This window comes from Burkholderia sp. Ac-20392, assembly GCF_017104585.1.
Lineage (GTDB): Bacteria > Pseudomonadota > Gammaproteobacteria > Burkholderiales > Burkholderiaceae > Burkholderia > Burkholderia lata.
Genome location: NZ_JAAGPB010000229.1, coordinates 1 through 13062, shown reverse-complemented (window position 1 = coordinate 13062; position 13062 = coordinate 1). Strand labels below are relative to the sequence as shown.

The window sequence follows — 13062 nt, the reverse complement described above, 5'->3', positions numbered from 1 at the left end:
CGACGATCGGCAGCCCGGGCGCCGCGTCGCGCAGCGTCGCGAACACCGCGTCCTGTTCGCGCGCGTCGAGCAGCACGCCCTCACCGGTCGTCGCGCCCGCGACGAAGCCCGCGATGCCCGCGGCCGCATAGTGGCGCGCGAGTCGCGCGAGCGCGGCATGGTCGACTTCGCCGTGGTGGAACGGCGTGATGATCGGCAGCCAGATACCTTCGAAACGTGTGTTCATGCAAAGCCTCATGGTGGAAACGGAGTGGGAAGGAACCGTTCCGCCGGCGGAGAGCCGGAGCGAGGCGTGCGAGCAAGGAGAAAGAAACGACCTGCGGGCATCCCGTCCGGCATTCGCCTGACGGGACGCGACGTCCCCGTCAGTCGAGGAGTCGTTTTTTCAGTTTCAGCCCGGCCGCGCGCGCACCTGCCGCGACGGCGGCGAGGATCGGAAGCGAGCGCAGGGCAGCGGACATGGAGGAACCGGGAAATGGGCTGAGCGGCGATCTTAACACCGGATCCGATCCGCACGCGAGCGTCCGCCGCCGTTTAGCAGGATTCGAGATTTGCTTTCCACGACTGATTGGAAAGCGCGCCGCGCCCGGCCGCTAGAATGCCCGCTTACGTTTCGATGACAGCGCGTACGCGTGCCGTCACGCACATTCACCACCACTGGAAACGGGGCATATCACGATGGCAAGCATGAAGGGGATCGGTCGCTGGCTGCACACGGGCGCGGCGGCGGCGCTGGTCGTGGCGGCAACGGCCGCGCACGCGGATACGTCGATCCTGAACGTGTCGTACGACGTGACGCGCGAACTGTACAAGGACATCAACGCGGGTTTTGCCGCTGCCTACAAGCAGAAGACCGGCGAGACGATCGCGATCAAGCAGTCGCACGGCGCGTCGAGCGCGCAGGCGCTGTCGGTGCTGCAAGGGCTGCAGGCCGACGTCGTGACGATGAACCAGCCGAACGACATCGACCTGCTCGCCGAGCGTGGCCAGCTGCTGCCGAAGGACTGGCGCGCGCGCTTCCCGGACAACAGCTCGCCGTACTCGACCACGATGGTGTTCCTGGTGCGCAAGGGCAACCCGAAGACGATCAAGGACTGGAGCGATCTCGCGAAGCCGGGTGTCCAGGTGGTCATCGCGAACCCGAAGACGTCGGGCAATGGCCGCTACGCGTATCTCGCCGCGTGGGGCTTCCAGAAGCAGAAGGGCGCGACCGACCAGCAGGCGATCGACTTCGAGAAGGCGATCTTCCGTAACGTGCCGGTGCTCGATTCCGGCGGTCGCGGCGCGACGACGACGTTCACGCAGCGCGGCATCGGCGACGTGCTGGTCACGTTCGAGAACGAAGTCGCGCTGATGGACACCGGCGCATCGGGCGCGCAGTTCGATGCGGTGTACCCGTCGGCGAGCATCCTCGCGGAGCCGCCCGTCGCCGTCGTCGACAAGGTCGTCGACAAGAAGGGCACGCGCAAGGTCGCGCAGGCGTATCTCGACTACCTGTACACGCCGGAAGCGCAGGAGATCATCGCGCAACACCATCTGCGCCCGCGCGACGCGAACGTGCTGAAGAAGCATGCGGCCGAATTCAAGCCGCTGAAGACGTTCAGCGTCGAGCAGGTATTCGGCAGCTGGGCGAACGCGCAGAAGACGCATTTCGCGGACGGCGGCACGTTCGACCAGGTGATCGTCGACCGCAAGTGAGCGCCGCGCGCACCGCGCGCTTGCCCACGCTCCGACGACGCAGCCGGCCGCTTCCGCGGCCGGTTTTTTTTTGCGCCGAGCAGCCGGCGGTGCGCAGCATTTCCGTTCCGAACCGGCACGCATACCCGGCCGCCGCCGCGCGTGCTACGCTCATCGCCTCCCTGCTTCCGGCGCCGCGCGATGAATGTCGATTCGTCCTCCCCAGCCTCCCGCGGCCGTGGCCGCAAGATCTGGTCGGGCACGCGCCCGGTCATCGCGTACGGGATGCCGCCGCTTGGCTGGCGCGACCTCTATCACCGCGCGCTGACGGTGAGCTGGCCCGTATTCTTCCTGTCGCTCGCCGTGCTGTTTCTGCTGCTCAACGGCGGTTTTGCGACGCTCTACATGCTCGGTCATACGCCGATCGCGAACCAGTCGCCAGCCGGCTTCGGCGGCGCGTTCTTCTTCAGCGTCGAGACGCTCGCGACCGTCGGCTACGGCGACATGCATCCGCAGACCGTCTATGCGCACCTGGTCGCAACGTTCGAGATCTTCGTCGGGATGTCGGGCATTGCGATGGCCACGGGGCTCGTGTTTGCACGGTTTTCGCGACCGCAGGCGAAGATCCTGTTCGCGCGCTACGCGATCGTCCGGCCGTTGAACGGCAGGATGACGCTGATGGTGCGCGCCGCGAATGCGCGCCAGAACGTGATTGCCGAGGCACAGGCGAAACTGCGGCTGATGCGCGTCGAAGGCACGCACGAGGGCTACACGCTGCGCAAGATCCACGACCTGCCGCTCGTACGCAGCGAGCATCCGATTTTCCTGCTCGGCTGGAACCTGATGCACGTGATCGACGAATCGAGCGCGCTGTTCGGCGAGACGCCCGAATCGCTCGCCGCACGCGACGCATCGTTGCTGATCACGATCGAAGGCTCGGACGAGACGACCGCGCAGGTGATGCAGGCGCGTCATTCCTGGGAGCATGGCGAGATCCGCTGGCGTCACCGCTATGTCGACCTGATGCACGACGAAGACGGCATCACGCACATCGACTACACGCATTTTCATGAGGTGGTGCCGGTCGACACCGATACCGACGAGCGCGGCTCGCCGGGTGCGGTGGTCAATGCCGGCGCCGCGACGTCAGGCCCGGCCGCGTAGGTGCGCTCGCGGGCGGCTGGTAGCGCCGCCCGCCACGCACGACACGTCCATACGTCACGCATGCAGCAGACGCGCCGCTTCGCGCTGTTCGATCGCGACCGCGCGGCGAAAGGCGTCGCGGTCCTCGGCGCGCGCGACGTAATCGCCGAGCACACCTTCGTGCGGCAGCAGATGCGCGTCGAACGCGATCTTCAGCGTGCTGGCGAGCAGCAGGTCGGCCGCGGTGAAGTGGTCGCCGACGAGCCACGGACTATGGGCGAGCGCTTGCGCAAGGGCGCGCTGCACGCGCGTGATGTTGCCCCAGCCGAACGCGACCGGATTGCCCGACGCGCCGGTGAATTTTTCGGCCATCGCCGGTTCGAGGCAGGTCGGGGTGAAGAACAGCCATTGGAGAAAACGGCCGCGCAGCGGATGGTCGGGCGCGACGCCGAGCCCGGCGCCGGGGCAGCGGTCGGCAAGATAGAGCAGCACGGCGCCCGATTCGGCGAACGGCACGCTGCCGTCGTCGAGCGCGGGCAGCTTGGCCATCGGGTTGACCTGCACGAACGCGTCGCTGCCCTGTTCGTGCGAACGCAGGTCGATCGGCACGAGTTCGTACACCACGCCGAGTTCTTCAAGCATCCACAATGCCCGGAATGCCCGGGTTTTCGGCCAGTAGTAGAGCTTCATCGTGCCTCCGCGTTGGGGTGCAGCTGTCGGTCCGGTGGATGCTCAAGCGTACCCGAGCGCCGACGGTTCGGACAGGGGCGCCCGGCTAGGGGCGGCTATCTGCGTGCGATGGCCGGATGCGTTGTGTGTTGCGTGTGAATCGTGCGGAAAACCGGGAAAGCCTTATGACACAAGGGTGTTAGTCTGTAACTAGTCTTGATAAGACTAGTTATAAGTAAATGAAGATTCGGCCGTGAGCCGGCATCCCTTGCACGGCATCACGGGTGCCTGCAGCGCCCACACACACGGCCACGCTGGCATCTTTCCGCAATCACGGATGCATCGCGAAGCAGGGAAATCATGGGAGACAACTCACGCATGGCAAACGACGATCGCATCACGATCATTCCGAGAAGAACGCCGGAATCGGCGGCGATGGTGGCCGAAGTCAGGCGGGCGATGTCGATCGCCGCGCGGATCAATCGCCTGACGTTCGACGATGCCGCCGAGGTTCGCACCTTGTTCGGAGAACTGATCGGCACGCAGGTGGATGACGGCTTCGTGTTGATCCCGCCGTTCCATGCGACAGGCGGCACCGGCATGAAGCTCGGGCGCAACGTGTTCGTCAACCAGAACTGCACGTTCTACGATCTCGGCGGGCTCGAGATCGGCGACGACGTGATGATCGGGCCGAACGTCAACCTGATCACGTCCGGTCATCCCGTCGAACCTTCGCGGCGGCGCGACGCCGTCGTCGCGAAGCCGATCGTGATCGAACGGAACGTCTGGATCGGCGCCGGTGCGACGATCATCGGCGGTGTGACGGTGGGCGAGAACTCGGTGGTCGCGGCCGGGGCCGTCGTCACGCGGGATGTTCCGCCGAACGTGCTGGTCGGCGGCAATCCGGCAGCGGTCATCCGGTCGATTGCCGAGTAACGCGACGCGCGGGCGCATGCCCGTTCGATGCAGCCAGGCTGGACGGATGTGGATAACCCACCCTCGAGGCGACTCGAAACGCTGTGCATTTGAATGGTGAGTGTGCCGCCGAGGCCGTCTGGATGGGGCTTTCCGGTAATTGCCCGATAGCCGCCGGTGGATGCGTGAGCCGCTCCTGCCGATGGTCGGACGAAAGTCGCCCCGCGCGATCGGTTGTGGATATCCTCACGCCGAAACGACTCGGCGCCCTGTGCATTTCACAGGTGAGGGTCACCGGATGATACGGAATGCATGAAGCGGGGTGTGGACAACTCGCCCGCAAAACGACGCGAAATGCTGTGGAATTCAACGGTGAGGGGCGACGTCCGATCGGACGATGCGCCTGTCCTGGCGCGGTTTTCCGATCTTTGCCGTGGTTCGGAGCGCCGCGCATTCTAGCCGAACGCGCGCCTGCTTGGTCGAACCGCGCGAGTGCTGAGACGTGGATATCCGGGTCAGGAGGCTACCCGGAAGGCCGTGCATTTTAACGGTGCGCGCGGGTGTGTGGTCTGCAATACGCAGATTTCGCCACGCTTTGCTGCGTTCGCCAGCGACTCGAAGCGCTGCGCAATGCAAGGGTGAGCGTGAACACGAGATCAGCGGTCAGCGCACCAAGAGGCGATCATTCGGCCGCCGGCGCCGTCTGAAGCGTCGTGTATCGTCAGGCTCGCATGCGAGCATGCGAACGGGGCAAACATAGGCACCCGTGTGGATATCCGGCCGCCGAAACAACTCGCGACACTGTGCATTTCGACGGTGAGTGTCAGGGCTCAATCGGCTGATGAGCCCCTTCCAGCATGGATTACAGGCTTGACCGCACGTTTCGCGGTGCGCATCCGTTGTCGCATCGGCGGATGCTCAGCCATGTGGATATCCTGCGTCCTGAATCACTCGAAGGGCTGTGGTTTTCAACGGTGAGGGTGCCCCCATGGCCGGTCGGCAATGCCGGATTAACCGCTGTTGCGGACACTCGAAGCCCTGTGAATTTCAACGGTGAGCGCGGGCCCGCGATTGTGCAGCATGCCCATGCAGGCGTGCAAATCCGGCCGATAAACCTACTCACGTCCCAGTGTGTTTCAACGGTGGGTGCAAGCCCGCGATTGTGCGGCACGCGTGTACTAGCGTGCCAGTCCGGCGGACAAATCCGCTCGCAACCTAGTGTATTTCCACGGTGAGCGCGAGCCCGCGATTGTGCAGCATGCGGGTTCCTGAGTGCCAGTCCGGCCGATGAGCTCGCTCACGACCCAGTGTGTTTCAAAAGTGAGCCCAAGCCCGCGAATGCGTAGCATGCGTGTACCGGCGTGCCTGTCCGGCCGACCAACCCGCTCGCGACCCGGTGTATTTCCACGGTGAGCCCGAGCCCGCGATTGCGCAGCATGCGGGTTCCTGCGTGCCAGTCCAGCCGACCAACCCGCTTGCGACCCAGTGTATTTCCACGATGAATGCGAGTCCGCGATTGCCCGGCACGCGTGTTCCGGCACACCTGCCCAGCCGACAAACCCACCCGCGCCCCCGAGTATTCGAGCGCTGAAGGCGAGCCACCGATCGAAGCAATACGTTCTCATTGATGTGGATATCCGCGGTTGAAACCCACTCGCCGCGCTGTGAATTCGAACGGTGAGCGTCGAGGCAAGCGCCAAACGCATGCCGGCAGCGATGTGGACATCCCGGCCCCAGGCCACTCGAAACGCTGTGCAATCGAGCGGTGAGCGTGCGAGCCAGGTCTGCGAGAAGGGCGCGGCATTGTGGACATCCCACGCCACCGACCAATCGCAACGCTGTGCATTTCATCGGTGAGACTCACTGCCTCGAATCGCTGAAATCCTTGTCACACGGGGCGCGAGCGCCATCCTCCCCCTACCAGGGGCCACCGCCGGACCGCCACGCGTTTCCACGGCAATCGACCCACCCGTCCCGACACGTCGCCGATCCCGTCCGGCCGCCGTGTGCGAAAACTCTCTCAAATCTCGGCAAAAACCTGCGCAGTTTTTCTCACTGAGGGCCTGCCCGAGCAAGATGAGAAAAAACATTCTCGGCTGCGCGCGAAAAAATAGAGCCATTCGCTGCCGCCAGTCTCGCGTCGCCCGACGCCCTGTCGAGCAGCCCAGAACAGCACAATCCGGAGACATCCCCCATGACTGCCCGCTTGCCCGTCGACGGCACGCCTGCCCTGTCCGACTACCGCCTGACCGACAACCTGACCGCGACGCGCGGCCGGATCTTCCTGACCGGCACGCAGGCGCTGGTTCGCCTGTTGCTGATGCAACGTACGGTCGACGCCGAACAGGGGCTCAACACGGCCGGCTTCGTCAGCGGCTATCGTGGCTCGCCGCTCGGCATGGTCGACCAGCAGCTGTGGAAAGCGAAGAAACTGCTCGACGCCGGCGGCGTGCGCTTCCTGCCCGCGATCAACGAGGAACTCGGCGGCACGGCCGTGCTCGGTACGCAGCGGGTCGAGGCCGACCCCGAGCGCACGGTCGAGGGCGTGTATGCGATGTGGTACGGCAAGGGCCCGGGTGTCGATCGCGCGGGCGACGCGCTGAAGCACGGCAACGCGTACGGCTCGTCGCCGCATGGCGGCGTGCTCGTCGTCGCGGGCGACGACCACGGCTGCGTGTCGTCGTCGATGCCGCATCAGAGCGACTTCGCGATGATCGCGTGGCACATGCCGGTCGTGAACCCGGCGAACATCGCCGACATGCTCGAATTCGGCCTGTACGGCTGGGCGCTGTCGCGTTACTCGGGCGCATGGGTCGGTTTCAAGGCGATCTCGGAAACGGTCGAGTCGGGTTCGACCGTCGACCTCGATGCGCTGCAGACGCAGTGGCCCGCGCCGGAAGGCTTCGCGCCGCCGGCGGGCGGCCTGCACAACCGCTGGCCGGACCTGCCGAGCCTCACGATCGAGGCGCGCCTCGCGGCGAAGCTCGACGCGGTGCGCCATTTCGCGCGCACCAACAGCATCGACAAGTGGATCGCGCCGAGCGCACAGGCGAACGTCGGCATCGTGACCTGCGGCAAGGCGCATCTCGACCTGATGGAAGCGCTGCGCCGCCTCGACCTGACGGTGGCCGACCTCGACGCGGCCGGCGTGCGGATCTACAAGGTCGGCCTGTCGTACCCGCTCGAAATGACGCGCGTCGAAACCTTCGTCGACGGGCTCGCCGAAGTGCTCGTGATCGAGGAGAAGGGCCCCGTCATCGAGCAGCAGATCAAGGACTACCTGTACAACCGCACGGAAGGCGCGCGCCCGCGCGTGCTCGGCAAGCATGACGCGGCCGGCGCCTGCCTGCTGTCCGAGCTCGGCGAGCTGCGTCCGTCGCGCATCCTGCCGGTGTTCGCCGACTGGCTCGCGCGCCACAAGCCGGCGCTCGACCGCCGCGAACGCGTGGTCGATCTCGTCGCGCCGCAGATCCTGTCGAACGAGGCGGACGCGGTGAAGCGCACGCCGTACTTCTGCTCGGGCTGCCCGCACAACACGTCGACGAAGGTGCCGGAGGGCTCGATCGCGCAGGCCGGCATCGGCTGCCATTTCATGGCGTCGTGGATGGAGCGCGACACGACGGGGCTGATCCAGATGGGCGGCGAGGGCGTCGACTGGGCCGCGCACGCGATGTTCACCAACACGAAGCACGTGTTCCAGAACCTCGGCGACGGCACCTATTTCCACTCGGGCATTCTCGCGATCCGCCAGGCCGTGGCCGCGAAAGCGAACATCACGTACAAGATCCTCTACAACGACGCGGTCGCGATGACGGGCGGCCAGCCGGTCGACGGCAGCATCTCGGTGCCGCAGATCGCGCGGCAGGTCGAGGCGGAAGGCGTGTCGCGCTTCGTCGTCGTGTCCGACGAACCGGAGAAGTACGACGGCCATCACGGCCAGTTCCCGACGGGCACGACGTTCCATCACCGCAGCGAACTCGACACCGTGCAGCGCGAGTTGCGCGAGACGCCGGGCGTCACCGTGCTGATCTATGACCAGACCTGCGCGGCCGAGAAGCGCCGCCGCCGCAAGAAGGGCGAGTTCCCCGACCCGGACAAGCGCCTGTTCATCAACGATGCGGTGTGCGAAGGCTGCGGCGATTGCGGCGTGCAGTCGAACTGCCTGTCGGTCGAGCCGCTCGAAACACCACTCGGCCGCAAGCGCCGCATCGACCAGTCGTCGTGCAACAAGGACTACTCGTGCGTGAACGGCTTCTGCCCGAGCTTCGTGACGGTCGAAGGCGCCGCGCTGAAGAAGGCCGCCGGCGCCGCATTCGACGAAGCCGCGCTCGCCGCGCGCGTCGACGCTTTGCCGGTGCCGGCCACGCATCTCGACGCGGCGCCGTTCGACATGCTCGTGACGGGCGTTGGCGGCACGGGCGTCGTGACGGTCGGCGCGCTGATCAGCATGGCCGCGCACCTCGAAGGCAAGAGCGCATCGGTGCTCGATTTCATGGGCTTCGCGCAGAAGGGCGGCTCGGTGCTGTCGTTCGTGCGGATCGCATCGAGCGATCGCTGGCTGAACCAGGTGCGCATCGACACGCAGCAGGCCGACGTGCTGCTCGCGTGCGACATGGTCGTCGGTGCGAGCGCCGAGGCGCTGCAGACCGTGCGTCACGAGCGTTCGCGGATCGTCGTCAACACGCACCGGATCCCGAACGCGTCGTTCGTGCAGAACCCCGACGCGAACCTGCATGCGGATGCGCTGCTCGAGAAGATGCACCACGCGGCCGGCGACGGCTACCTGTCAAGCTGCGACGCGCAGGCGCTCGCCGCGAAGTTCCTCGGCGACTCGATCGGCGCGAACATCCTGATGCTCGGCTACGCGTGGCAGCTCGGCCTCGTGCCGGTGTCGCATGCCGCGATGATGCGCGCGATCGAGCTGAACAATGTCGCGGTGCCGATGAACAAGCTCGCGTTTTCGATCGGCCGGATGGCGGCCGGCGACGCGGCGGGCCTCGATGCGTTGTGGAACGCGCGCCACACGGTGGCCGCGCATGCCGCACCGGAGACGCTCGCCGAACTGATCGCCGATCGCGAAGCGCGTCTCGACGCGTACGGCGGCGCACGCTATGTCGAGCGCTTCCGTGCGCTCGTGAGTGCGGCGCGCGCGAAGGGCGACGAAGCGCTGACGCGCGCGGTCGCGACGACGTTCTATCGGCTGCTCGCGGTGAAGGATGAATACGAAGTCGCGCGGCTGTACACGGACGACGCGTTCCGCACGGCGCTCGAAGCGCAGTTCGAAGGCGTGCCGGGGCAGACCTATCGCGTGAAGTTCAACCTGGCGCCGCCGACGGTCGCGAAGGCCGGCAGCGACGGCAGCGCGCCGAAGAAGCGCGTGTTCGGCCAGTGGATGTGGCCGGTGTTCGGCATGCTGGCGCGCGTGCGCAGCCTGCGCGGCACGTGGCTCGATCCGTTCGGTCGCACCGTCGAGCGCAAGATGGAGCGTGCGCTCGCCGACGACTACGAGACGACGCTCGCGCGTGCGCTCGCCGCGACGACCGCCGGCAATGCGGCGCAGGTCACGCAACTGGCCGACCTGCATGCACGCGTGCGCGGCTTCGGCCACGTGAAGGTGCGCAATCTTGCCGGCGTGAAGCGCGCGGAGCGCGAGCTCGCGCTGCAGCTCGGCATCGAAGCGGCGACGAGCGCGGCCGTGCAGCACGCGCTCGACGAGATGAAGGGCGCGGGGATGCTGAAGGGGATTCCGGTCGTCGTCGCGAAGTAACGCGAACGCGGGCGGATGTGAAAACGGCGACGCTTGTGCGTCGCCGTTTTTTATTGGGTGGCTGCTGCGCAGAGGCAGCCGCCTGATCTTCAGAGAATGCCTTTCTTGCGCGTCGACAGCGCGGTCTCCGACAGATCGATCTCGCGGAGCAGCTTCGTCAGCGTCTCGTCGGATATCTTGCTCTCGCTGCGCAGCCGGTACAGCGCGGAGCGTTCCGCGCGCACGGCCGCGATCCGCATCTGCAGTTCCATCGTTTCGGCCTGCTTCGCTTCCGCGCGCGGTGTGGGGCCGTCCTCGGCGAGCGTCGCGAGGCGGCGGCGGTACTGGTCCATCACGCGTGCGGAGATATCCGCGCAGCGTGCGGCGCCCGATTCGTCGAGATCGACCGAGATCGCGTCGTGCGACGAGTCGATCGCGCGGATCGCGGCCTGCGCGGCGGCCGCGCGCGCGGCGCGTTCCTCGTCGCCGAGCGGGCTGCGCGACGAACGCACGCCGCGCAGCAGCAGCGGCAGGCCGATCACCGCGACGATGAGCGAGCCGAGGATCACGGCCGACGCAACGAAGATCGCCGTGTCACGTCCCGGCAGCGGCACGCCGTCGGACAGCGCGACCGGAATCGACAGCACGCCGGCCAGCGTGACCGCGCCGCGCACGCCGCCGACCGTCATCACGGCGATCGTGCGCACGCCGGCCATCGTGCCCGTGAGGCCCTGGCGCGCGGCGCGACGGCTCGCGAACCAGCGCAGCAGCCAGACCCACAGGAAGCGGATCGCATACAGCGCGAGCATCATCGCGCAGACGTTGAAGACCATCCGGCCGACGAGCGCGTCGCTCGTGTGGTGCGCGTCGACGAGCGTGCGGCCGATGATGTGCGGCAGCTGCAGCCCGAGCATGATGAACACCATGCCGTTGAACACGAACTCGATCATCGCCCACGTGCTTTCGGCGCGCACGCGCGATGCGACCGTGCTTTTCCGCGAGAAGCTCGTGTAGTTCATCATCATCCCGGCCGACACGGCCGCCAGCACGCCCGACAGGTCGAGGTGCTCGGCGAACAGGTAGGCCGCGAACGGCACGAGCAGCGTCATCACGATGCCGGGGGCCGGATCGCCTTCCTGCTCGGCATTCAGGAAGCGCGTCGACAGCGCGCTGAACGCCCACGACACGATCGCGCCGGTCGCGAGCCCGCCGGCGGCGACGATCACGAACGTGACCGACGCGTCGCGCAGCGAGAACATGCCCGTCAGCGCGGCCGCGATCGCGAATTTCAGCGCGACGAGGCCCGACGCGTCGTTCATCAGCGCCTCGCCTTCGAGGATGTGCATCAGCTGCGGCGGGATCCGGCCCTTGCCTGCGATGCCGGACAGCGCGACCGCGTCGGTCGGCGACAGCACGGCCGCGAGCGCGAACGCGATCGGCAGCGGCAACTCGGGTATCAGCCAGTGCGCGAAGTAGCCCACTGCGAGTACCGTCATGAACACGAGCCCGAAAGCGAGCATCAGGATCGCGCGGCGCTGCAGGTACAGCTCGCGCTTCGGAATCCGCCAGCCGTCCGCGAACAGCAGCGGCGGAATGAACAGCAGCATGAAGATTTCGGGATCGAACGCGACGTGCAGGTTCAGCTTCGGCCACGCGAGCATCGCGCCGAACGCGATCTGCATCAGCGGCAGCGGCAATTGGAACGGCAGGATGCGCGTGACGGCGCCGGACAGCGCGACGGTCAGCAGCAGGATCAGGACGGTGAAGACGATTTCCATCGATACGGCGAATACGGGGAATGAAACGATCGTACGGAGTGTAGCGTGACAGCGTGACGGGTGCGTTCGAGGGGCCGGTGCGCGCGCACTGAAATGGTGCGTCGGATATGCGCCGAGATGGTGCGGCAACCGGGTACGAGCCACGCGGCGCACGGGCTGTCGGCGCCTTGCACGGAGCTTGCTTGATGTGGGGCAGCCGCCCGGCGTCGACCGGGCAACCGAGGGTCCAACCATGACATTGCACGCGCCGCTCGCTTCGTCGGGCGCCGCGTTCGAAGGCAATACCAGGAGAAGGGCATGACGATCGTGCAACAGGAGCGTCCGGCCGCCGCGTCGCCGTACCGGTTCGAGCGGGAGGTGAGTTCCGGCTTCGAACGTCTGGCGACGCAGCACCGCGACCTGACGCTCACGACCGTGTTCCAGCCGATATTCAGCCTGTCGCACCAGCGTGCGGTGGGCTACGAGGCGCTGCTGCGCGCGCACGATGCGCTCGACCGCGCCGTGTCGCCGCTCGACGTGTTCGGCGAAGCCGCGCGCCAGGGCGAGCTGCTGCAGCTCGACCGGCTCGCGCAGGCGCTGCATCTCGAGAACTTCGCGCTGCTCGGCGCCGAGCGCGAATGGCTGTTCCTCAACGTGCATCCGGGCGTGCTCACCGACCCGTTCCAGGCGGCCGCGCTGCTCGCGAACCTGAAGCGGCTCGGCATGCCGCCGCGCCGCATCGTGCTCGAAGTGCTCGAACAGCGCGCGGAAGACGTCGAGCGGCTTGCCGAGGCCGTGCGCGAATTCCGCACGCACGGCTTCCTGATCGCGCTCGACGATTTCGGCGCGGGGCACTCGAATCTCGAGCGGATCTGGCAGCTGAACCCGGACATCGTGAAGCTCGACCGGATCATGCTGTCGCACGCGGCGCACCGCACCGGGCTCACCGCGATCCTGCACGGGCTCGTGACGCTGCTGCACGAGGCCGGCAAGCTGGTGCTCGTCGAGGGCATCGAGACCGAGCACGAGGCGCAGATCGCGCTGTCGTGCGAGGCCGATTTCGTGCAGGGCTACTACTTCGGCCGGCCGGCGCCGGGGCTGCCCGACAGCGCGGCCGCGACGGGCTGCATCGGCGAGCTGACCGAGCGTTTCCGA

Annotated in this window: 8 protein-coding genes; 5 read left to right on the top strand and 3 right to left on the bottom strand. The window is 66.7% G+C overall.

What is annotated here, in order from left to right; translation table 11 throughout:
• The coding region (locus G3N99_RS23185) for a dihydrodipicolinate synthase family protein (protein ID WP_206123565.1) at positions 1-226 on the bottom strand (226 nt) is incomplete at its 3' end.
• A gap of 452 nt (positions 227-678) precedes the next feature.
• Here G3N99_RS23185 and G3N99_RS23180 point away from each other — a divergent pair.
• Positions 679-1698 (top strand): sulfate ABC transporter substrate-binding protein, encoded by a 1020-nt coding sequence (locus G3N99_RS23180; RefSeq protein ID WP_206123564.1) that lies wholly within the window; start codon positions 679-681, stop codon positions 1696-1698.
• Between the two features lie 180 nt (positions 1699-1878).
• Positions 1879-2841 carry an ion channel gene (locus G3N99_RS23175; RefSeq protein ID WP_206123563.1) on the top strand — a complete coding sequence of 321 codons (963 nt, stop codon included), beginning with the start codon at positions 1879-1881 and terminating at the stop codon, positions 2839-2841.
• A 54-nt stretch (positions 2842-2895) separates the two neighbouring features.
• Here G3N99_RS23175 and G3N99_RS23170 read toward each other — a convergent pair whose 3' ends face one another.
• Entirely contained in the window at positions 2896-3510 is a 615-nt protein-coding gene (locus G3N99_RS23170) for a glutathione S-transferase (protein WP_174937654.1), read from the bottom strand.
• 357 nt (positions 3511-3867) lie between these two features.
• Here G3N99_RS23170 and G3N99_RS42400 point away from each other — a divergent pair, with 357 nt between their 5' ends.
• Positions 3868-4425 (top strand): sugar O-acetyltransferase, encoded by a 558-nt coding sequence (locus G3N99_RS42400; protein ID WP_174944017.1) that lies wholly within the window; start codon positions 3868-3870, stop codon positions 4423-4425.
• A gap of 2173 nt (positions 4426-6598) precedes the next feature.
• On the top strand, positions 6599-10171 hold the full coding sequence (locus G3N99_RS23160) for an indolepyruvate ferredoxin oxidoreductase family protein (RefSeq protein ID WP_206123562.1): 3573 nt from the start codon (positions 6599-6601) through the stop codon (positions 10169-10171).
• Positions 10172-10260: 89 nt separating this feature from the next.
• Here G3N99_RS23160 and G3N99_RS23155 read toward each other — a convergent pair whose 3' ends face one another.
• The gene (locus tag G3N99_RS23155; protein WP_011353391.1) at positions 10261-11928 is read right to left on the bottom strand and encodes a Na+/H+ antiporter; all 1668 of its coding nucleotides are present in this window, start codon (positions 11926-11928) and stop codon (positions 10261-10263) included.
• A 297-nt stretch (positions 11929-12225) separates the two neighbouring features.
• Between G3N99_RS23155 and G3N99_RS23150 the strand changes: the two genes are divergently transcribed.
• On the top strand, positions 12226-13062 hold an 837-nt coding region (locus tag G3N99_RS23150), incomplete at its 3' end, for an EAL domain-containing protein (RefSeq protein WP_206123561.1).